At 66.3% G+C, this 20003-nt stretch carries 21 protein-coding genes; 15 read left to right on the forward strand and 6 right to left on the reverse strand.

What is annotated here, in order from left to right:
• Positions 1-10: 10 nt before the first annotated feature.
• Positions 11-664, reverse strand: coding sequence for an exopolysaccharide biosynthesis protein (locus ACZK08_RS07100; RefSeq protein ID WP_053519808.1), 654 nt, complete (start codon positions 662-664; stop codon positions 11-13).
• Positions 648-1952, reverse strand: coding sequence for a hemolysin family protein (locus tag ACZK08_RS07105; protein ID WP_065181250.1), 1305 nt, complete (start codon positions 1950-1952; stop codon positions 648-650). The genes ACZK08_RS07100 and ACZK08_RS07105 overlap by 17 nt, the downstream gene beginning before the upstream one ends.
• A gap of 292 nt (positions 1953-2244) precedes the next feature.
• On the opposite strand from ACZK08_RS07105, the gene ACZK08_RS07110 reads away from it, so the two are divergent.
• Both ACZK08_RS07110 and ACZK08_RS07115 read left to right on the forward strand, forming a co-directional pair.
• Positions 2245-2871 carry a DUF47 domain-containing protein gene (locus tag ACZK08_RS07110; protein WP_004152833.1) on the forward strand — a complete coding sequence of 209 codons (627 nt, stop codon included), beginning with the start codon at positions 2245-2247 and terminating at the stop codon, positions 2869-2871.
• A gap of 13 nt (positions 2872-2884) precedes the next feature.
• The gene (locus ACZK08_RS07115) at positions 2885-4006 is read left to right on the forward strand and encodes an inorganic phosphate transporter (RefSeq protein ID WP_053519810.1); all 1122 of its coding nucleotides are present in this window, start codon (positions 2885-2887) and stop codon (positions 4004-4006) included.
• A gap of 241 nt (positions 4007-4247) precedes the next feature.
• On the opposite strand, the gene ACZK08_RS07120 is transcribed toward ACZK08_RS07115, so the two are convergent.
• The 3 genes from ACZK08_RS07120 to parE all read right to left on the reverse strand — a co-directional run bounded on the left by ACZK08_RS07120 (position 4248) and on the right by parE (position 8474).
• Complete coding sequence (locus tag ACZK08_RS07120; RefSeq protein WP_065181251.1) at positions 4248-5744, reverse strand: S10 family peptidase; 1497 nt, start codon at positions 5742-5744, stop codon at positions 4248-4250.
• 110 nt (positions 5745-5854) lie between these two features.
• Positions 5855-6433, reverse strand: coding sequence for a GNAT family N-acetyltransferase (locus tag ACZK08_RS07125; RefSeq protein WP_053519739.1), 579 nt, complete (start codon positions 6431-6433; stop codon positions 5855-5857).
• A 151-nt stretch (positions 6434-6584) separates the two neighbouring features.
• Complete coding sequence (parE, locus tag ACZK08_RS07130) at positions 6585-8474, reverse strand: DNA topoisomerase IV subunit B (RefSeq protein WP_053519719.1); 1890 nt, start codon at positions 8472-8474, stop codon at positions 6585-6587.
• Between the two features lie 160 nt (positions 8475-8634).
• Here parE and ACZK08_RS07135 point away from each other — a divergent pair, with 160 nt between their 5' ends.
• The 9 genes from ACZK08_RS07135 (at position 8635) to truD (ending at position 16368) form a co-directional block, all read left to right on the forward strand.
• The gene (locus tag ACZK08_RS07135; RefSeq protein WP_053519720.1) at positions 8635-8868 is read left to right on the forward strand and encodes a hypothetical protein; all 234 of its coding nucleotides are present in this window, start codon (positions 8635-8637) and stop codon (positions 8866-8868) included.
• Positions 8869-9281: 413 nt separating this feature from the next.
• Positions 9282-10946, forward strand: a complete 1665-nt coding sequence (locus ACZK08_RS07140; RefSeq protein ID WP_065174923.1) for a CTP synthase — start codon at positions 9282-9284, stop codon at positions 10944-10946.
• A 90-nt stretch (positions 10947-11036) separates the two neighbouring features.
• Positions 11037-11867 carry a 3-deoxy-8-phosphooctulonate synthase gene (gene kdsA / locus ACZK08_RS07145; protein WP_053519722.1) on the forward strand — a complete coding sequence of 277 codons (831 nt, stop codon included), beginning with the start codon at positions 11037-11039 and terminating at the stop codon, positions 11865-11867.
• Entirely contained in the window at positions 11864-12211 is a 348-nt protein-coding gene (locus tag ACZK08_RS07150) for a hypothetical protein (protein ID WP_065174924.1), read from the forward strand. The genes kdsA and ACZK08_RS07150 overlap by 4 nt, the downstream gene beginning before the upstream one ends.
• Positions 12212-12462: 251 nt before the next feature.
• Positions 12463-13755: a phosphopyruvate hydratase gene (gene eno / locus ACZK08_RS07155; RefSeq protein ID WP_053519724.1), complete on the forward strand. Its 1293-nt coding sequence runs from the start codon at positions 12463-12465 to the stop codon at positions 13753-13755.
• A 4-nt stretch (positions 13756-13759) separates the two neighbouring features.
• Positions 13760-14113, forward strand: coding sequence for a cell division protein FtsB (ftsB, locus tag ACZK08_RS07160; protein ID WP_053519725.1), 354 nt, complete (start codon positions 13760-13762; stop codon positions 14111-14113).
• Positions 14110-14808 (forward strand): 2-C-methyl-D-erythritol 4-phosphate cytidylyltransferase, encoded by a 699-nt coding sequence (ispD, locus tag ACZK08_RS07165; protein WP_053519726.1) that lies wholly within the window; start codon positions 14110-14112, stop codon positions 14806-14808. The genes ftsB and ispD overlap by 4 nt, the downstream gene beginning before the upstream one ends.
• 34 nt (positions 14809-14842) lie before the next feature.
• On the forward strand, positions 14843-15340 hold the full coding sequence (ispF, locus tag ACZK08_RS07170) for a 2-C-methyl-D-erythritol 2,4-cyclodiphosphate synthase (protein WP_065181252.1): 498 nt from the start codon (positions 14843-14845) through the stop codon (positions 15338-15340).
• Positions 15337-16368: a tRNA pseudouridine(13) synthase TruD gene (gene truD / locus ACZK08_RS07175; protein WP_065181253.1), complete on the forward strand. Its 1032-nt coding sequence runs from the start codon at positions 15337-15339 to the stop codon at positions 16366-16368. Before ispF ends, truD begins: the two co-directional genes overlap by 4 nt.
• A gap of 10 nt (positions 16369-16378) precedes the next feature.
• On the opposite strand, the gene ACZK08_RS07180 is transcribed toward truD, so the two are convergent.
• Complete coding sequence (locus ACZK08_RS07180) at positions 16379-16918, reverse strand: Smr/MutS family protein (protein ID WP_065181254.1); 540 nt, start codon at positions 16916-16918, stop codon at positions 16379-16381.
• A gap of 209 nt (positions 16919-17127) precedes the next feature.
• Between ACZK08_RS07180 and surE the strand changes: the two genes are divergently transcribed.
• From surE to ACZK08_RS07200, 4 genes are read left to right on the forward strand one after another with little or no spacing between them, the layout of a single operon-like run.
• A complete protein-coding gene (gene surE, locus ACZK08_RS07185; protein ID WP_053519730.1) occupies positions 17128-17907 on the forward strand; it encodes a 5'/3'-nucleotidase SurE in 780 nt (259 codons plus the stop codon).
• Positions 17904-18581 carry a protein-L-isoaspartate(D-aspartate) O-methyltransferase gene (locus tag ACZK08_RS07190; RefSeq protein ID WP_053519731.1) on the forward strand — a complete coding sequence of 226 codons (678 nt, stop codon included), beginning with the start codon at positions 17904-17906 and terminating at the stop codon, positions 18579-18581. Before surE ends, ACZK08_RS07190 begins: the two co-directional genes overlap by 4 nt.
• Positions 18582-18600: 19 nt before the next feature.
• Positions 18601-19215, forward strand: coding sequence for a YqaA family protein (locus tag ACZK08_RS07195; protein WP_053519732.1), 615 nt, complete (start codon positions 18601-18603; stop codon positions 19213-19215).
• Complete coding sequence (locus ACZK08_RS07200) at positions 19212-19985, forward strand: peptidoglycan DD-metalloendopeptidase family protein (RefSeq protein ID WP_065181255.1); 774 nt, start codon at positions 19212-19214, stop codon at positions 19983-19985. Before ACZK08_RS07195 ends, ACZK08_RS07200 begins: the two co-directional genes overlap by 4 nt.
• The last annotated feature ends 18 nt before the right edge of the window (positions 19986-20003 follow it).

Genomic DNA, 20003 nt, shown 5'->3' on the forward strand with positions numbered 1-20003 from the left:
TGGGCCCGGTTCAGAACCAGCGCTGGAACAGTTCGACGGTGTAGCTCACCAGTTGGCCGGAACTGAAACCAAAGAACGCGATTGCCGCCAATGCTCCGATCCAGTTGACCAGCATCAGCGCGCCGTCGCGCTCGAGCAGGGCCAGGGAGAACAGCAGCAGCTGGAAGCCGAACAGATAGTTGGTGAACGGGATCGGCAGCGACAGCAGGATGCCCAGCAGGACCAGCAGTGCGCCGGTGAACGCGTGAGCCGGCAGCGGCTTGAGCAGCTGCGGCAGGCGTGGCTTGAGCATGCGGTCCAAGCGCCGCAGCGGGCGGTCGATGCGGTCCAGGAACCGGTGCATGGTGCCGCGCTTCGGCCCGCGGCGGGCGATGAAGCCCGGCAACCAGGGGCGCCGCATGCAGCACAGCATCTGCAGGCCGATGAGGATCACCAGGGGGCCACTGACCGCACCGCCCAGCCCCGGAATCGGGATGAACGATGGCAGGATCGCCACGAACAGGAAAACGCCGAAGGCGCTCTGCTGCAGATCCTGCAGGATCTGGCCCAGCTTCATGTGCTGGGCCGGATCACCCCAGGCGAACATTTCCAGCAGCGTGCGGATGCCTTCGTTGCGATAGGCAGGTGCTGCGTCGCGCGGGCCGGACTCAGGCGGTGAGCTCATCGGCCTGCTCGTCCGACAGCGTGCGCAGCAGCAGCTTGTCCACACGTGCACCGTCCAGGTCGACGATCTCGAAGCGCCAGCCGGCCCAGTCGAAGTACTCGCCCGCGTGCGGGATGCGGCCGAAGTAGTGGATGCACATGCCGGCCAGGGTGTAGTAGTCGCCCTCTTCGGCGTCGGGAAGCTCGTTGCTGCCGATCAGCTCGCGGAGGTCGTCCACCGGCAGCGAGCCGTCCACCAGCAGCGAGCCGTCCTCACGGGTCACCACCAGTGCGTCCTCGTCGGCATTCTCCACCGCCTGCAGGCGGCCGACCACTGCGCCCATCAGGTCGCTGATGGTGACCAGTCCCTGGATCTCGCCGTATTCGTCGACGACCAGCGCCATCGACTGCTGTTCTTCCCGGAAGATCTCCAGCAGCTTCATCGCATGGGTGGACTCGGAAACGTACAACGGCTCGCGCAGGGTCTGGAACAGCGCGTTGTCGCCGCGTGCCATGCGGGTCGCCAGCGATTTCAGTTCAAGCACACCAACCACATCCATGTCGTTGTCGCGATAGACCGGATAGCGCGAGAACTCATGCTCGGCCATGATTTCCAGGTTGCGGTCCAGGCCGGCCTGCGTGTCCAGCCAGGCGATCCGGTTGCGCGGCGTCATCAGGCTGTCGGCGGTGCGATCGCCCAGCCGCATCACGCGGTTCATCATGTCGCGCTCATGGGTGTCGATCACACCTGCCTCGTGGCTTTCGGCCACCAGCATGCGGATCTCCTCTTCGGTCACCGAGGCGGCTTCGTCCTTGCCCAGGCCAAGTGCCTTCAGCACCAGCTGGGTCGTCCTGGACAGCAGCCAGACGAAGGGCAGGGCCAGTTTGGCCAGCCAGCTCATCGGCATGGCCACCAGGCTGGCAATGGTCTCGGAGCGGGTCAGGGCCAGCCGCTTGGGCACCAGCTCACCAAAGATCAGGGTCACGAAGGTGATGAGGGTCACGGCCAGCGTGGTGCCGACCTGGGAGGCGTAGGTGAAGCCGGGCATCAGGCCCTGCAGCCAGCCGGCAATGGCGTCGCCGATGGCGTCGCCGCCCAGGTAGCCGGTCAGCACGCCGATGACGGTGATGCCGATCTGGACCGTGGACAGGAAGCTCTCGGGCTTTTCGGACAGCTCCAGGGCCTTGGCGGCGCGCTTGGAGCTGCCGGCCATCTGCTTGAGACGGCTCTTGCGCGAGGTCATGACCGACATCTCGGACATGGCGAAGAAGCCGTTCAACAGAACCAGCGCGAAGACAATCAAGATCATTTCAAACACGGGCGTCGTCCCCGGTTGGTGGCAGGGAGGGCGGGTGCTTGCGATGGCGGCAGGCGCTCAGGAGCAGAGTCCGGCGCGGCGCTGGGGGATAAGGGTCGTCGTCCATAAGGTGCGCCCGAGGGCGCGCTGGCATCTTAGCAAAGGGCCGTGGCAAGGTGGCAACTGCCTGTTCAGGTTGGCGGGTTCCACCCCCGGAAAGGGGGCGGGGATACCCGAGATGGTCATCTAGCCGTCATAATTCCGTCCGGTGCCGTCCTTCCCGCGACGGCTGACAGGTTTCTCAATGTTCTCTCTGCAGACCATTTTCGGTTCCGGCAAACAGTTCTACACCCTGCTCGATGAGGCTGCCGTCGCGGCCTCCGACGCCGCCAAGGCGCTGCATTCCATGCTGCGCGAGGCCGACCGCCAGCCCGCGCTGGACGCCTTCAAGCTGGCCCGCCTGCGCGAGCGTGCGGCGTCGGACAAGATCAGCCAGGCGCTGGTGGACAGCTTCATGACGCCGATCGAGCGTGAAGACATCGAAGCGCTGGGGTCGGCGCTGTACAAGATCCCCAAGCAGATCGAGAAGTTCGCCGATCGCTATTCGCTGGCCACGACCCACCTGGAGCACATCGACTTCGCGCCGCGCGCGGCGATGCTGGAGCAGGCCGCCGGCGTGGTGGTGGAGATGGTGGCCGACCTGCGCCACATGAACCTGGACCGGATGACCGCGCTCAACGAGAAGCTGCGCTCGCTGGAGAACGAGGCCGACCGGCTGATGCTGGAGCTGTACCGTGACATCTATTCCGGGCGCCTGGACAACCTGCAGATGTTCCTGCTCAAGGAATTCTTCGAGATCCTGGAAAAAGCCATCGACCGCTGCCGCGAGGCCGGCGTGGTGGCGTACCAGATCGTGCTGAAGAACAGCTGACGGACGCCGCCGCATGTTGACCCTCGTCCTGGTGGTGATCCTGGCTGCGCTCGTCTTCGAGTTCATCAACGGCTTCCACGACACCGCCAACTCCATCGCCACCGTGGTGGCGACCAAGGTGCTCTCGCCCGGCTGGGCGGTGATGCTCGCCGCCTTCATGAACCTGATCGGTGCCCTGACCGGTACGGCGGTGGCGCTGACCATCGCGTCGGGCCTGCTCAACACCAACGTGGTCGATGTCACCCCGCAGGTGATCCTGTGCGCCCTGCTGGGCGGCATCATCTGGAACCTGATCACCTGGTGGAAGGGGCTGCCGTCCTCGTCCTCGCACGCCCTGATCGGTGGCCTGTGCGGCGCCGGGCTGGCGGCCGCGCACAACAACTGGGATGCGCTGATCTGGTCCGAACGGCTCGGCAGCTGGGCGCAGAACAAGGGCCTGCTGTGGAAGGTGTTCGTGCCGATGATCACCTCGCCGATTGCCGGTTTCCTGCTGGGCATCGTGGTGATGGTGCTGCTGTGGGGCCTGATTGCCGGTCTGGCCAGGATCGGTGGTGCGATTGGCCGCCTGGCCCGTCCGCGCTGGGTCAATGCCTTCTTCGGCAAGGCGCAGATCGTCTCGGCCGCCTACATGGGCTTCGCACACGGGCACAACGATGCGCAGAAGACCATGGGCATCATCGCCATGACCCTGATCGGTGCCGAAGCCACCGGTGCACTGGACAACCTGCCGTCCTGGCTGGCCTTCATGCACCCGGATGCGCAGGCCGGTGACGGCATCGCGATGTGGATCGTGCTGACCTGTGCGGTGGTGATGGCCGCCGGTACCGCTTCGGGTGGCTGGAAGATCATCAAGACGCTGGGCCACAAGATGGTCAAGCTGCATCCGATCCACGGCTTCGCCGCCGAGACCAGCTCGGCCACCATCCTGACTCTGGCTGCGCATTTCGGCATGCCCGTCTCGACCACGCACAGCATCTCCACCGCGATCATGGGCGTGGGCTTTGCCAAGAATCCGCGTTCGCTGAAGTTCGGCGTGATCGAGCGCATCGTCTGGGCCTGGATCCTGACCATCCCGGCGGCAGGCGGCTGTGCGTACCTGATCCTGAAGCTGTTCGAGCTGTTCGGCTGGACCTGATGCCAGCAACCCTGGGGTCAGAGCCCTTTCCCTGCAGATAGGGATCTGACCCCGGAAATGAAAAAGCCCGCCGGATTCCGGCGGGCTTTTTTCATGGGCAGATCGTTTTTCCGTATCCAGCGTGTCGACCAAGGTCGACACCCACCAACAGCAGCAGGAACCTCGCCAGCCCACGGAAACCCGGCTTTTGCCGTTGCCGTTGCCGTCAGCGGGCGCCGGGCCGCAGGCCCGGCCGAACCCCTCAGTTGCGCTGGAACAGTGCCTGCACATCCTTGCGGAATGCCGCCTGGCTGTCGGCACGGCTGTAGAACATGTGCCCGCCCGGGTAGCTGCGCACCTGCACGCGGTCCGGGTTGCTGCCCATCGCCGGCATCTGGTCCACGGTCAGGATCGAGCCCATGAACGGGCATGACAGGTCATTCCAGCCGTGCGCGATCAGCACCTGCAGATTCGGATCGATCGCCACCGCCTGGCGCAGCTGGGTCACCGCACCCTGGCGCAGGTCCCCGTTGCGGTCCCACAGCCGGTTCACCTCGTAGTTCAATGCCTGGTAGCGCGCATCGACCTTCCAGCCCACTACGCGGGTGACGAAGTCGACCATCGCGGTGGTGGTCGGCGCGATGATGCTGTCGAGCAGGGGATCGTTGGCGCGCTGTTCCGGATCGTTCGGGAACGGATCAAACGCCGTCACGTTCGAGTCGTAGCGGCTGCCCAGCGTGCCCTTGTCGCGGAACACTTCGCGCAGATAGGCCTGGGTTTCCAGGCGGCCGCCGGCACGACGCACGAACTGCGGGTCCAGCCCGGTCAGCTCGGTGACCCGGCGCAGCATCGCTTCGGTGGCCTGCGGATCGCTGCGGCCCTTCATCAGGGCGGTGGCGTAATCGCCGCGGGTGTACTCGATCACCTCACGCATCGCCGCGTCGGTCAGGCGGCCCTGGCGCTCCAGGTGCGCCGCTGCGATCGACGGCAGCGTCTGCATCCACGCCATCGGCGAGACGTCGGCGTTGTCTTCCAGGGTCGGGCTCAGGTACGGCGAGACCAGCACCAGGCCGTTCATCGCAACGCCCAGCCGCGTCTGCAGGTAGTGGGTGATGCGTGGGCCGCGGTAGCCACCGTAGCTCTCACCGGTGAGATACTTGCGCGACGCCATGCGCTGGTTGCGCAGCAACCAGTCGTAGATCGATCGCGACAGGTACTCGATGTCGGCACTGGGGTTGTACAGTGCCTTCTTGGCTTCGTCATCGCCGATGCGGGCACGGCTGAAGCCGGTGCCGACCGGGTCGATGAAGACCAGGTCGGTGAAGTCCAGCCACGTTCCCGGATTGTCGTGCAGCGTGGCCGGCGCCGACGCGCTGTCGCCCTCCGAGCCGAAGGTCACGACCTTCGGGCCGATGGCGCCCAGATTGAGATACACCGAGGACGCGCCGGGCCCGCCGTTGAGCGCGAAGGTCACCGGCCGGTCCTTGCCGGGCATCGTGTAGGCGGTGAACACTACATCGGCGATCACCTTGCCCTTCTCGTCACGTACCGGCAGGGTCCCTACGGTGGCGGTGTAGTCGAGCGTGCGGCCTGCCAGGCGGATGCTCTGGCGGGTGGAGGCGTCGGCCGGCAGCGCAGGTGCTTCGGCCCTGTCGTCCCTGGCGTCGGGCTTGGATTCGGCGGCGGGCGCGGCCAGCACGCTGGCAGGAGCAATGAGCAGGCCGACGCAGAGCGCGGCAGTGTGCAGCAGGGACTTCATGGCACCGGATCGGCAGCGGAAGGGGGTTTCGATGCTAGGCCTCCAGGGTGCCGCGCCGTATGTGTCCAAAGCCATGGCCGGGCGTTGTCGTCGGTTGCGGCCAGATTGGGTCAAGTGGGCAGGGCGCTCGCGGCTTCGTCATCGGCCAGCAGCCCGTACACAGCCGAGTCGGCCAACTCGCCCTGGATGCGCCAGCGTTGGCGCAGGAGGCCCTCACGATGGAAGCCGAGGCGTTCAAGCACGTGCGCGGAGGCCGCATTGCGCGGATCGATCTCGGCTTCGACGCGATGCAGGCGCAGCGTCCGGAACAGGTAGGCCAGCACCTGCTGCAACGCCTCATGCATGTAGCCCCGGCCCTGGACCTCAGGTGCCAGCAGATAGCCGATCTCGGCACGCGCAGCATCGCGATCGACGGCAAACACCACGCAGATGCCCAGCAACGGCCCTTCCAGCGATTCGCGCACGGCCAGCTTGAGCTGGGTGCCGATGGCGTGTGCGGCGAGGTCGTCGTCGATCTGTTCGCGGGCTTCGCCCGGCCGTGTCCAGGCAGGATGGTTCCACCAGCGCATCACCGCCGGGTTGGATTGCAGCGTGAACAACGCAGCAGCGTCATCACGACGGATCGGGCTCAGGACCAGCCGCGTGCTGTGCAGGGGCAGGCCGGGGAACAGCAGCGAGTGGCTGGGCAATGCGGTGGTCCACGCGGATGAGCGCGCATTATGGACCCGCAGGGTTTGCCGATGGGGGTGTAATGCCCCGGTGGGCGGCCTGAAGCGGTACTGCCAGGCCATGCAGCCAGAGCCGTTTCCCGACAGGAAACGGCCCCGGCCCGCGCTGGGGTCAGACTTCCAGCGACGCCAGATCGCCCTTGGTCTCCAGCCAGCCCTTGCGGTCAGACGCCCGCTTCTTGGCCAGCAGCATGTCCATCAGCGAACGGGTCTGCTCGCGATCGTCCACGGTCAGCTGCACCAGGCGACGGGTGTCCGGGTGGATGGTGGACTCACGCAGCTGCGACGGGTTCATCTCGCCCAGGCCCTTGAACCGGGTCACATTGACCGCGCCCTTGATCTTCTCGCGCTCGATCTTGTCCAGCATGGAGCGCTTTTCTTCCTCGTCCAGCGCGTAGAAGACCTGCTTGCCCACGTCGATGCGGAACAGCGGCGGCATTGCCACGAACACGTGGCCGGCGTCGACCAGCGCCGGGAAGTGCTTCAGGAACAGCGCCGTCAACAGGGTGGCGATGTGCAGGCCGTCCGAGTCGGCGTCGGCCAGGATCACCACCTTGCCGTAGCGCAGGCCGCTGATGTCATCCTTGCCCGGATCGCAGCCGATGGCGATGGCCAGGTTGTGCACTTCTTCCGAGGCCAGCACGCTGTTGGAGGAGACTTCCCAGGTGTTCAGGATCTTGCCGCGCAGCGGCATGATCGCCTGGAAATCCTTGTCGCGTGCCTGCTTGGCGCTGCCGCCTGCCGAATCACCTTCCACCAGGAACAGTTCGGTACGCGACAGGTCCTGGCTGATGCAGTCGGCCAGCTTGCCCGGCAGGGCAGGGCCCTGGGTGACCTTCTTGCGGACCACCAGCTTTTCGGTCTTCAGGCGTGCGCTGGCGCGCTCGATGGCGATCTGCGCGATCTTCTCGCCCAGTTCCACGTTCTGGTTCAGCAGCAGGCTGAATGCATCGTGCGCGGCACCTTCCACGAAACCGGCGGCCTGCCGCGAGGACAGGCGTTCCTTGGTCTGCCCGCTGAACTGCGGATCGGTCATTTTCAGCGACAGCACGAACGACACGCGGTCCCACACGTCTTCCGGCGCCAGCTTCACGCCACGCGGCAGCAGGTTGCGGAAGTCGCAGAACTCGCGGAGCGCCTCGGTCAAGCCGGTGCGCAGGCCGTTGACGTGGGTACCGTGCTGGGCAGTCGGGATCAGGTTGACGTAGCTTTCCTGGACCAGCTCGCCTTCCGGCAGCCAGGCCACGGCCCAGTCCACCACTTCGGTGTCCTTCTTCAGGTTGCCGACGAACAGGTCGGCCGGCAGCATTTCGCGCTCGCCCAGCTCCAGCTTCAGGTAGTCGCGCAGGCCGTCCTCGTAGTACCAGGTGTCGACTTCGCCGGTGGCTTCGTCGGTCAGCTTCACGGTCAGGCCCGGACACAACACCGCCTTGGCGCGCAGCAGATGCTTGAGTGCGCGCACCGCGAACTTCGGCGTATCGAAGTACTTCGGGTCGGGCCAGAAGCGCACGCGGGTGCCCGTGTTCTTCTTGCCGACCGTGCCCACCACTTCCAGCGGCGTGGCGCGGTCACCGTTACGGAAGGTGATGCGGTGTTCGGCACCTTCACGCTTGATGTGCACCTCCACCAGGGTCGACAGCGCGTTGACCACGCTGACGCCGACGCCGTGCAGGCCGCCGGAGAAGGTGTAGTTGTTGTTGCTGAACTTGCCGCCCGCGTGCAGGCGGGTCAGGATCAGCTCGACACCCGGGATCTTCTCTTCCGGATGGATGTCCACCGGCATGCCACGGCCGTCATCGCTGACCTCCACGCTGCCGTCCTTGTACAGGGTGATCTCGATCGAGCGGGCGTGGCCGGCGAGGGCCTCGTCCACCGAGTTGTCGATCACTTCCTGCGCCAGGTGGTTGGGGCGCGCGGTGTCGGTATACATGCCGGGACGGCGCTTGACCGGGTCAAGGCCGGACAGGACTTCAATATCGGCGGCGTTATAGCGGGCGTTCATCTATGTTCTAAAGCGCGGAGCGACGCGCAAGTGTGCGGTCTGGGCGGCGAATTTGCACGCCTGCGGTTCAGCCTCGCCACCGGGGAGGGGGTAAAATGGCAGCCGCTGGAATCCGGACGCCAGCGTCCCCATGTCCCAGCCATACCGCGAGGAGGACTCCATGAAGAAGTTGCTGACCATTGCGATCCTGGCCGCTGCCGCCGTTGCGGTGCCGCTGGTGATGGCGCAGAACGCCGGCCAGCCGGCCCCGCAGCAGGGTGACCAGGCCGACAAGGCACAGGCCGAAGCCGACGCCAAGGCCAAGCGCCGCGCGCAGGCCAATGCGGAGCTGAAGGCCAAGGGCCAGCCGGTTCCGCAGCAGGAAGAAGAGGAAGAGGCGCGCAAGAAGCGCTGAGCGCACGCGCACCCTCCCTTTCCCACGGAAGCCCTGTAGAAGCGGGCTTCTGGAGACGCGACGCCCCCGCAAGGGGGCGTTTTTCGTTCGGTCGGCCTGCACAAGCCTCTTGGGTTGGCGGCCATCTATCTGTAAACTATGGCTTTCCGGGAGTAGTGCGTGTCCACCATTTGCGAATGGGCTGGCACGGCCATGCGTGGCCTCCAGCAATGCGGGTCGCAGGTGACGGTCGATGTGACCGGCGCGGTTGCCCCGACCTCGCGCGATGGTTACCGTCTGGCGCCAGCCGCCGCACGGATCGGCACCTCCCTCGCTGCCCCAGCGAACCGGAAAACCCCCTTCAAGCGCCATGTCCGCCCCCAGGGCGTGCGTGGCGCTGTCGTTTTCCATTTCCAGACAGGATGCTTGCAGCCATGACTCCCTTGATTTTCGTAACCGGCGGCGTGGTGTCCTCGCTCGGCAAAGGCATTGCCGCTGCGTCGCTGGCCGCCATTCTCGAAGCCCGTGGCCTGAAGGTCACGATGATGAAGCTCGACCCCTACATCAACGTTGATCCGGGCACCATGAGCCCGTTCCAGCACGGCGAGGTCTATGTCACCGACGACGGTGCCGAGACCGATCTCGATCTGGGCCACTACGAGCGGTTCGTGCGGACGCGCCTGAGCCGCAAGAATTCGGTCACCACCGGTCGCATCTACGAGAACGTGATCCGCAAGGAGCGTCGCGGCGATTACCTCGGCGCGACCGTGCAGGTCATTCCGCACATTACCGACGAGATCCGTCGTTGCATCGACGAAGCCACCGAAGGCTATGACGTCGCCCTGGTCGAGATCGGTGGCACCGTCGGCGACATCGAATCGCTGCCGTTCCTGGAGGCGATCCGCCAGGTGCGTACCGAGCGTGGTCCGGAGAAGGCGCTGTTCATGCACCTCACCCTGGTGCCGTACATCGGCGCGGCCGGCGAACTGAAGACCAAGCCGACCCAGCACTCGGTGAAGGAGCTGCGTTCGATCGGCATCCAGCCGGATGTGCTGTTGTGCCGTTCGGAGCAGGCCGTGCCCGATTCGGAGCGTCGCAAGATCGCCCAGTTCACCAACGTTTCCGAACGCGCCGTGATCAGCGTGCCGGACGTGGATGTGCTGTATCGCATCCCTTCGGGACTGCATGCGCAGGGCCTGGATGAGATTGTCGTCAACCAGCTGAAGCTCGCTGACAAGGCCGGTCCTGTCGATCTGTCGGTGTGGGAGGACGCGGTCGACGCCACGCTGCATCCGCTCGACGAGGTGACCATCGCCGTGGTCGGCAAGTACGTCGACCACCAGGATGCATACAAGTCGGTCGGCGAAGCACTCAAGCATGGTGGCCTGCGCCAGCGCACCCGGGTCAATCTGAAGTGGCTGGAAGCGCAGGACCTGGAAGGCACGGACATGGCCGCGCTGGCCGATGTCGATGGCATCCTGGTGCCGGGCGGATTCGGCGACCGTGGTTTCGAAGGCAAGGTGCTGACCTCGAAGTTCGCCCGCGAGAACCAGGTGCCGTACTTCGGCATCTGCTACGGCATGCAGGCGGCCGTGGTCGATTACGCGCGCAACGTGGTCGGCCTCGAAGGTGCCAACAGCACCGAGAATGATCGCCAGTCGCCAAATCCGGTGATCGGCCTGATCACCGAGTGGCGCACCGCTGCCGGTGACGTCGAGAAGCGCGACGACAAGAGCGACCTGGGCGGCACCATGCGTCTGGGCCTGCAGGAGCAGCGCCTGAAGCCGGGCACGCTGGCGCGTGAGCTGTACGGCAAGGACGTGGTGGCCGAGCGCCACCGCCACCGGTATGAGTTCAACAACCGTTACCGCACCCAGCTGGAAGACGCCGGCCTGGTGATCGCCGGCAAGTCGATGGACGACACCCTGGTGGAAGTGGTCGAGCTGCCGCGCGATGCGCATCCCTGGTTCCTGGCCTGCCAGGCGCATCCGGAGTTCCTGTCCACGCCGCGTGACGGCCACCCGCTGTTCATCGGCTTCATCCGCGCCGCACGCGAGCGCAAGGCCGGTGGCCAGTTGTTGCAGGAAGCGCGCGCCTGACTTGCGATGGGGCCCGCCAGGCCCCATCTTGCTCGCTTGAACCAAGTGCATCGGCCCGTTCGATGTAGCGGACAACTCTAAGGAAACGCCATGAAACTGTGTGGATTCGAAGTGGGGCTGGACCAGCCCCTGTTCCTGATCGCCGGCCCCTGCGTGATCGAGTCGATGCAGTTGCAGCTCGATACCGCTGGCAAGCTGAAGGAGATCACCGGCAAGCTCGGTGTGAACTTCATCTTCAAGTCCAGCTTCGACAAGGCCAACCGCACGTCTGGTACCGCTTTCCGCGGCCCGGGCATGGAGGAGGGGCTGAAAGTCCTGGCCGAGGTCAAGAAGCAGATCGGCGTGCCGGTGCTGACCGACGTCCATGAGTACACCCCGATGGACGAAGTGGCTTCGGTCGTGGATGTGCTGCAGACCCCGGCATTCCTTGTTCGCCAGACCGACTTCATCCGCAAGGTGTGCTCGGCCGGGAAGCCGGTCAACATCAAGAAGGGCCAGTTCCTGGCGCCCTGGGACATGAAGCCGGTCGTGGAGAAGGCCAAGGCGACCGGTAACGATCAGATCATGGTCTGCGAACGCGGTGCCAGCTTCGGCTACAACAATCTGGTGAGCGACATGCGTTCGCTGGCGGTGATGCGCGAGACCGGGTGTCCGGTGGTGTTCGACGCCACCCATTCGGTGCAGCTGCCGGGTGGGCAGGGCACCAGCTCCGGCGGCCAGCGCGAACATGTGCCGGTGTTGGCCCGGGCCGCGGTGGCGGTGGGTATCTCCGGTCTGTTCGCCGAGACCCATCCTGACCCGTCCAAGGCCCTCTCCGACGGTCCCAACGCATGGCCGCTGGACCAGATGGAAGCACTGCTCGAAACGCTGATGGAGCTCGATGCGGTGACCAAGAAGCACGGTTTCTCACGCTTCGCGTGAAGTCTGACCCATGGACGGCGCTGGAAACCCAGCGTCGCCGCCGGCACTGGAAACAGTGGCCGTGGGGCCTGATCGCACTGGGCCTGGCGGGGTTGTTCACGGTGGGCGTGTTCGGTCTGGTGCTGATCGGCGCAGCGTCCGTGCGGTCCCCGGGTGATGGCAGCAGCGTGCTCAATCTGCGGGCGTACTTCATGGCGCTGCTGGCCGGCGAGCTGTTGACTGCCGGCGGCTGCATCGCTGCCGCCGTGCTGGCTTGGCGCCTGAATCGCGGCAAGGTGGCCGCCGGGCTGGCGGTTGTCCTGCTTTCGCTGTGGCTCGGTGCGCTGTCCTACGGGATGCTGTGATGAATACGAGCACGTCTGCACGCGATTGGCCCAAGGGCCTGATCGCGCTCAGGCTGGCGGCGCAGGCATGGCACCGTCTGTCCGGCCATGGCCGCTGCTTTGCGGGTGCTCCTGGTATCGCTGCTGCTGCCGGGGCGGGGGCCAGCCGGGGCTGACGCCGTTCGCGCCATTTGGCAACGGGCGGGCAGCCGGGGATAATCACGCGGCATTCGTTTTGTCGCCCCCTCTCCATACAGGTAACCGGCCCGACCATGAGTACGATCCGCAGCATCCACGCCCGTGAAATCCTCGACAGCCGTGGCAACCCCACGCTGGAAGCCGAAGTCACCCTGGAGGACGGTTCGTTCGGTCGTGCCGCGGTTCCCTCCGGCGCCTCGACCGGCACCAAGGAAGCGGTCGAGCTGCGTGACGGCGACAAGACCCGCTACCTGGGCAAGGGCGTGCGCAAGGCTGTCGACAACGTCAACACGACCATCGCTGCCGCGCTGAAGGGCTTCGAGGCCACCGACCAGTCCGGCCTGGACCGCCGCCTGATCGACCTTGATGGCACCGAGAACAAGGGCCGTCTGGGCGCCAACGCGCTGCTCGGTGTCTCGATGGCGGCCGCGCACGCCGCCGCAGCATCCAGCAAGCAGGCGCTGTGGCAGTACCTGGCCGGCAGGACCGGCGTGACCCCGTCGCTGCCTGTGCCGATGATGAACATCATCAACGGCGGCGCGCATGCCGACAACAACGTCGATTTCCAGGAGTTCATGGTGCTGCCGGTCGGCTTCACCTCGTTCTCCGAAGCGCTGCGCGCCGGCACCGAGATCTTCCACTCGCTGAAGTCGGTGCTGAAGGGGCATGGCCTGAGCACCGCGGTTGGTGACGAAGGCGGCTTCGCACCGGACTTCCGCAGCAACGTCGAGGCGCTGGACACCATTCTCGAAGCGATCGGCAAGGCCGGCTACACCGCGGGCGAGGACGTGCTGCTGGGTCTGGACGTGGCCTCCAGCGAGTTCTTCGAGAATGGCAAGTACAACCTGGTCGGCGAGAACAAGCGCCTGACCTCCGAGCAGTTCGTCGACTTCCTTGCCGACTGGGCCGCGCAGTACCCGATCATCACCATCGAGGACGGCCTGGCCGAGAACGACTGGGCGGGCTGGAAGCTGCTGACCGATCGCATCGGCAAGAAGGTGCAGCTGGTGGGCGATGACCTGTTCGTGACCAATCCGAAGATCTTCCAGGAGGGCATCGACTCCGGTACTGCCAATGCCATCCTGATCAAGGTCAACCAGATCGGCACCCTGAGTGAAACCCTGGAAGCGATTGCCATGGCTGACCGTGCCGGTTATGCCGCTGTCGTCTCGCACCGTTCGGGTGAAACCGAAGACACCACCATCGCCGACATCGCCGTGGCGACCACTGCCACCCAGATCAAGACCGGCTCGCTGTGCCGCAGCGATCGCGTGGCCAAGTACAACCAGCTGCTGCGCATCGAGGAAGCCCTCGGTGCCGGCGCGCGTTACGCCGGTCGTGACGCGTTCGTTTCGCTGAAGCGCTGAGGCCATGCGCGATTGGCGCTGGCTGCTGCTGGTGCTGGCCCTGCTGCTGGCATGGCTGCAGTACCGTTTCTGGTTCGGCCCGGGCAATTCGGGGGAAGTGATGATGCTCGAAGCCCAGGTTGCCGGCCAGGAACGGGACAACGAAGGTCTGCAGCAGCGCAATGATGCGCTGGCTGCCGAAGTGAAGGACCTCAAGGAAGGCCAGTCCGCCATCGAAGAGCGCGCACGCAGTGAGCTGGGCATGATCAAGCCCGGCGAGAAGTTCTACCGGGTGGTCGACGACGCGCCGGTTCGTCCGGCGCAGCCGCCGGTGCCGATGCCCGAACAGGCGGGCGACCACCCGGCGGACGTGCCATGAGCGCGGCGATCTGGGTGGTCGTTCCCGCTGCCGGTCGTGGCGCCCGCTTCGGTGCGCCACTGCCCAAGCAGTATCTGCAGGCGGGCGGGCAGATGCTGCTGGCCCACACCCTGCAGGCACTGCTGGCCCACCCGGCCGTTGCCGGCGCGATGGTGGTGATCGGCGAGGATGACGCGGATTGGCCGGGCTGGAGCGAATGGGCCGGCAAGCCGGTGCTGACCTGCACGGGCGGGGCGACCCGCGCCGCCTCCGTGCTGGCCGGCCTGCTTGCGCTGCCGGAGAGCGTCCGCGCCGATGAGTTCGTGCTGGTGCACGATGCCGCACGGCCCAATCTGTCGCTGGCCGACCTGGGCCGCCTGCTGGAGGTTGGCCGTACCGATCCGGTCGGGGCCATTCTTGCCGCGCCGGTACGCGACACCCTGAAGCGGGCCGGTGACGATGGTGGCATCGACGGCACCGAGCCCCGCGAGCGCCTGTGGCGCGCGCTGACCCCGCAGCTGTTCCGCCGCCATCAGTTGATCCGCGCGCTGACCGACGCCGCTGCGTCCGGCGTGGACGTCACCGACGAAGCCATGGCCATGGAACGCCAGGGCCAGCGCCCGCTGCTGGTTGAAGGCAGCGAGGACAACTTCAAGGTCACTACGCCCGCCGACCTGGACCGCTTCGAATTCGTACTTTCCCGCCGCGCCGGCTGAACGCCCGCGCGGCCCTGCTGCAAGGGTTGCATCCATGAGCACTGCTCCGCTCCCGCCCGTCCGCATCGGCCAGGGCTACGACGTCCACGCCTTTGGTGAGGGTGACCACATCATGCTGGGAGGCGTGCGCGTGCCGCACAGCCACGGTGTGCTCGCGCACAGCGATGGCGACGTGATCCTGCACGCGCTGTGTGACGCCATGCTCGGCGCGCTGGCGCTGGGCGACATCGGCCAGCACTTTCCGCCCAGCGATGATCGCTGGAAGGGGGCCGACAGCAGCGACTTCGTCCGCCACTGCGACGCTCTCCTGAGTGAGCGCGGCTGGTGCGTCGGCAACACCGATGTCACCGTGATCTGTGAACGACCGAAGGTCGGGCCGCATGCGCTGGCAATGCGTGAACGCATCGCGGCACTGTTGCAGCTGCCACTGGATGCGGTCAGCGTGAAGGCCACCACGTCGGAGAAGCTTGGCTTCACCGGTCGCGGTGAAGGCATCGCGGCACAGGCTGTGGTCCTGCTGGTGGCGGCATGATTCCGCTGCCGCTCGCGTTCGGTGCGCCGCTGCTGCAGGCGCGCATCCGCACCACGCCGGAGGATTTCCAGGTCGACGAGCTGCCGGCCTTTGAGGCCACGGGCGAGGGCGAGCATCTGCTGCTGCATATCCGCAAGCGCGGTGCCAACACCGTGCATGTGGCCAAGGTGCTGGCCAAGTGGGCCGGCCTGCCGGAGATGGCGGTCAGCTATGCCGGGATGAAGGATCGCCACGCGGTCACCACCCAGCGCTTCAGTGTGCATCTGCCCAAGCGCGTCGCGCCGGATCTGGCGCTGCTGGCCAGCGATGATATCGAAGTGCTCGATGCAACCTGGCACAACCGCAAGCTGCAGCGTGGCGCGCTGGCCGGCAATCGTTTCAGGCTGGTGCTGCGCCAGGTACGCGGCGATGCGGTCGCAATCAGCGAACGCCTGCAGCAGATTGCCGATCGTGGTTTGCCGAACTGGTTCGGCGAGCAGCGTTTCGGCCGCGATGGCGGCAACGTTCCGGCAGCGCTGGCGATGTTCGGTGGCCGCCGCATGCGCAAGGACCAGCGCTCGCTGCTGCTGTCGGCTGCGCGTTCGGCACTGTTCAATCGCGTGCTTGCCGCACGCGTGGAGCAGGGTGTCTGGGACCAGCCGCTGGACGGTGAGGTGTGGATGCTGGATGGCAGCCGCAGCGTGTTTGGTCCGGAGCCTTACACCGATGCACTGGCAGCGCGGCTGGCCGGGTTCGATATCCATCCCAGCGCGCCGTTGTGGGGAGAGGGCGAGCTGCGCAGTACCGGCGCCGCCCGCGAGCTCGAACTGCGTGCGCTCGACGACGAGGAATCGAAGGCGCTGCGTGCCGGACTGGAAGAGGCACGGCTGAAGCAGGAGCGCCGCGCGTTGCGCCTGCGTCCTGCGCTGCTGCAGCACCAATGGCTGGCGGAAGATGTGCTTGAGCTGTCGTTCGCGCTGCCGCCGGGCTGCTACGCCACCGCGGTCCTGCACGAGCTCGGGCCGGTCGAGGACGCGGCGCAGTCCTGAGCGGATTGCATCAGCGCCGGGACAGCAGCACCAGTACGGCACCCGTTCCGCCCTGGCTGGTCGGCGCCGAATGGAAGGCAAGCACATCATTGCGCAGGCGCAGCAGCCGGTCGACCAGATTCTTCAGGACCGGCGCACCACCGTCGGATTGCAGTCCCTTGCCGTGGATGATGCGCACGCAGCCATACTCATGTGCGTGCGCCTCCAGCAGGAACTGGCGCAGCATGGCCTCGGCCTGCGCTGCGGTCGCGCCATGCAGATCCAGCTCGTCCTGCACCGAGTACTGGCCGCGCTTGAGACGCTGGAACAGCCGCGGCGGAAGGGCGTCGCGCCGGTAGCTGGCCACATCCCCGGCTTCCAGCGGTGCGCTGTCGCGCAACAGCCGGGCGAACTCGCCGGCGGCCTCGGCCTCGTCGCGTTCGGCCATGCGCGCGCGCGGCTTCGGCCGGGCAGCGGCCGGCGCGGGTTCGGCCTCTTTGCGCAGCGGCGTCACTTCGCCGATGGCCGCGCGGAAGAGCGCGGCAGGGTCTTCGTCTTCTGGATGCGACATGCGCACAGGGTAAACCGGTGACGCGGGCCTGCCTATCGCAATGCGAGGCCAGTCGTGACCGCCGGCAGGGTAGGACCTGCGGCTCGCATGCGGCACAATAGACGATGCCCCTGCAAGGTCGTCGGCTTCCGCAGGGAAGCACGACGGTCCCGCCAACACCGCACGGTGACGGAATCGAATTCTTGGAAAATCAAGCGGTTAAATCGAAGATGCGAATTCTGGTCAGTAACGACGATGGCGTCGACGCCGCAGGTATCCGGATGCTTGCCTCGGTACTGCGTGACGCCGGCCACGAAGTGACGGTGGTCGCACCCGACCGCGATCGCTCAGGCGCCAGCAATTCACTGACCCTGGACCTGCCCATCCGGCTCAAGCGCATCGATCACTACACCGTGTCGGTGGCCGGCACGCCCACCGACTGCGTGCATCTGGCGCTGACCGGCCTGCTGGAGTTCGAACCCGACATTGTCGTGTCGGGCATCAACAACGCCGCCAACCTGGGTGACGACGTGATCTATTCCGGAACCGTCTCGGCGGCGATGGAGGGGCGCTTCCTCGGCCTGCCCGCGGTGGCGGTGTCCCTGGTGACCCGCAATCACGATCCCCGTCACTTCGAGACCGCGGCGCGTGCCGCCGTGGAAATCGTCGCCCGCCTCAAGGCCGACCCGCTGCCGGCGGACACCATCCTCAACGTCAACGTGCCCGACCTGCCGTGGACCGAGGTCAAGGGTTTCGAAGTCACCCGGCTGGGCAACCGCCATCGCGCCGAAGGCTGCATCCCGCAGAAGGATCCACGCGGCAACGAGGTGTACTGGATCGGTCCGGCGGGCCGCGAGCAGGACTCCGGCCCCGGCACCGACTTCCACGCGGTGCGTACCGGGCATATCTCGATCACCCCGATCCAGGTGGATCTGACCCGCTATCAGGCGCTTGAGAAAGTGGCCAGCTGGGTCGGCGGTCTTAGCGCCGCGCTGGACCAGCCGGCATGAGCCCACGCCTGCGCCTGCAACCGGAAGCCGTCGGCATCGGCATGACGTCACAGCGCGTCCGCGATCGTCTGGTCGATCGCCTGCGCGAAGCCGGCATCGTCGACGAATCCACGCTGAACGCGATCCGGGTGGTGCCCCGCCATCTGTTCATCGACGAGGCCCTGGCCTCGCGGGCCTATGAAGACACCGCGCTGCCGATCGGCCACGGCCAGACCATCTCGCAACCCTGGGTGGTGGCCCGGATGACCGAAGCGGTCGTGCAGGTGGCGCCCAAGCGGGTGCTGGAGGTGGGGACGGGCTCCGGCTACCAGGCCGCCGTGCTTGGTGCACTGGGTCTGGAGGTCTACACCGTGGAGCGCATCGGCGACCTGCTGCGGCAGGCCCGCAAGCGGTTCCGCGCACTCGGCATGAACATCCGCACCAAGCACGATGACGGCCGTGTCGGCTGGGCCGAGCACGGCCCGTTCGATGCCATCGTCGTCACAGCTGCGGCCCCGGCGCTGGTCGACGCACTGATCGAGCAGCTGGCCGAAGGTGGCCGGCTGGTGGCGCCGGTCGGCGGTGCCAGCGCGCAGTCGCTGGTGCAGCTGGACCGCAGGGCCGACGGCAGCGTCGAACAGCGCGTGCTGGCACCGGTCACCTTCGTGCCGCTGCTGTCTGGCATGCTGGACTGAATCCACGGAGCAGGGTTGCATGAAGATTTTCGGACCGCTGTACGAGCGGGCGATGAAGTGGGCGGCGCACGAACGCGCACCGACCTACCTGACGGTGCTGAGTTTTTTCGAGGCGATCATCTTTCCGGTGATGCCGGAAGTGATGCTGGCGCCGATGTGCGTGGCTCAACCCCGGCGCGGCTGGTGGTTCGCGACCCTCAGCCTGGCCGGTTCGATGGTCGGTGCCGTGGTCGGCTATGCGCTGGGTCACTTCGCATTCGAGGCGATCAAGCCATTGTTCGAAGTGCTGGGCATGTTGCCGGCAATCGAACAGGGCATCACCACCGTGCAGGAGAAGATGGCCGAATCGCCGTGGGCGGTGTTCACGTTCCTGGTCCTGGGCGGCTTCATGCCGATCCCGATGAAGGTCTTCACGTGGGCATCGGGTATCGTCGGCGTACCGATGCCACAGTACCTGCTGAGCATGCTGATCGGACGCGGCAAGCGCGTGTATGTGCTCGCTGCCGTGATCCGCATCGGTGGAGCGCGCGCCGAAGCGGCGCTGCGTCGCTGGATTGAACCGCTGGGCTGGATCGCCACCGCGTTGGTGGTGGTGCTGATCGCCTGGCTTGTATGGAGGTCGAAGTTCGCATGAGTGCTGATCGTCTGAGCAAGGGAGTGCGCGTCGGCGCGCTGGTGCTGCTGGTTTCCGGCCTGGCTGCCTGTGGCACTGCCACGGTGGTGCGGCCCAATGGCAGTGGTGGCGGGGCGGCGGTCACTACGCCCAAGACTTCGGTGGCCAAGCCGGGGCAGACCGTGGTCGTGCGCAAGGGCGACACGATCTACGCGCTGGCCCGCATCCACGACATCACCCCGGCCGATCTGATCGCGTGGAACAGCCTGGACAACCCGTCGACGATCTATCCGGGGCAGGTCATCCGCCTGTATCCGCCGGGGGCCAGCAGCGGCCGCGCACCGACCACCGTGGTCACCGCGCCGCGCAGCGGCGGCAGCACGTCACCGGCCACGGCACCGGCCGGTCCGGTGAAGAGCAACATCGCCTGGCGCTGGCCAGCCGATGGCGCGATCGTGGGCCGCTACGTGGCAGGCGACGCAACCAAGCAGGGCGTCGACATTGCCGGCACCAGCGGGCAGGCCGTCAAGGCCACCGCCAACGGTGTGGTGGTGTACTCGGGCGCCGGACTGGTCGGCTATGGCGAGCTGATCATCATCAAGCACAGCGACCAGTGGCTGTCGGCCTACGGCCACAACCGCAAGCGCCTGGTCAACGAGGGACAGAGCGTGAAGGCGGGTGAGCAGATTGCCGAGATGGGGCGCACCGGCGCGAATCGCGACATGCTGCACTTTGAAATCCGCTACAACGGCAAGCCGGTCGATCCGCAGCAGTACCTGCCAGCGCGCTAGCGCAGGCAGGTACGGTAG

This window comes from Stenotrophomonas sp. 112478_Sma, assembly GCF_056479905.1.

Coding starts and splice junctions, on each gene's coding strand:
- ACZK08_RS07135 (WP_053519720.1), top strand. CDS start 8,635: ATGAAGAAGTTGCTGACCATTGCGATCCTGGCCGCTGCCGCCGTTGCG.
- ACZK08_RS07200 (WP_065181255.1), top strand. CDS start 19,212: ATGAGTGCTGATCGTCTGAGCAAGGGAGTGCGCGTCGGCGCGCTGGTG.
- ACZK08_RS07105 (WP_065181250.1), bottom strand. CDS start 1,952: ATGATCTTGATTGTCTTCGCGCTGGTTCTGTTGAACGGCTTCTTCGCC.
- eno (WP_053519724.1), top strand. CDS start 12,463: ATGAGTACGATCCGCAGCATCCACGCCCGTGAAATCCTCGACAGCCGT.
- ACZK08_RS07110 (WP_004152833.1), top strand. CDS start 2,245: ATGTTCTCTCTGCAGACCATTTTCGGTTCCGGCAAACAGTTCTACACC.
- ACZK08_RS07195 (WP_053519732.1), top strand. CDS start 18,601: ATGAAGATTTTCGGACCGCTGTACGAGCGGGCGATGAAGTGGGCGGCG.
- kdsA (WP_053519722.1), top strand. CDS start 11,037: ATGAAACTGTGTGGATTCGAAGTGGGGCTGGACCAGCCCCTGTTCCTG.
- ispD (WP_053519726.1), top strand. CDS start 14,110: ATGAGCGCGGCGATCTGGGTGGTCGTTCCCGCTGCCGGTCGTGGCGCC.
- ACZK08_RS07140 (WP_065174923.1), top strand. CDS start 9,282: ATGACTCCCTTGATTTTCGTAACCGGCGGCGTGGTGTCCTCGCTCGGC.
- ACZK08_RS07115 (WP_053519810.1), top strand. CDS start 2,885: ATGTTGACCCTCGTCCTGGTGGTGATCCTGGCTGCGCTCGTCTTCGAG.
- surE (WP_053519730.1), top strand. CDS start 17,128: ATGCGAATTCTGGTCAGTAACGACGATGGCGTCGACGCCGCAGGTATC.
- ispF (WP_065181252.1), top strand. CDS start 14,843: ATGAGCACTGCTCCGCTCCCGCCCGTCCGCATCGGCCAGGGCTACGAC.
- ACZK08_RS07120 (WP_065181251.1), bottom strand. CDS start 5,744: ATGAAGTCCCTGCTGCACACTGCCGCGCTCTGCGTCGGCCTGCTCATT.
- ACZK08_RS07180 (WP_065181254.1), bottom strand. CDS start 16,918: ATGTCGCATCCAGAAGACGAAGACCCTGCCGCGCTCTTCCGCGCGGCC.
- ACZK08_RS07100 (WP_053519808.1), bottom strand. CDS start 664: ATGAGCTCACCGCCTGAGTCCGGCCCGCGCGACGCAGCACCTGCCTAT.
- truD (WP_065181253.1), top strand. CDS start 15,337: ATGATTCCGCTGCCGCTCGCGTTCGGTGCGCCGCTGCTGCAGGCGCGC.
- ftsB (WP_053519725.1), top strand. CDS start 13,760: ATGCGCGATTGGCGCTGGCTGCTGCTGGTGCTGGCCCTGCTGCTGGCA.
- parE (WP_053519719.1), bottom strand. CDS start 8,474: ATGAACGCCCGCTATAACGCCGCCGATATTGAAGTCCTGTCCGGCCTT.
- ACZK08_RS07190 (WP_053519731.1), top strand. CDS start 17,904: ATGAGCCCACGCCTGCGCCTGCAACCGGAAGCCGTCGGCATCGGCATG.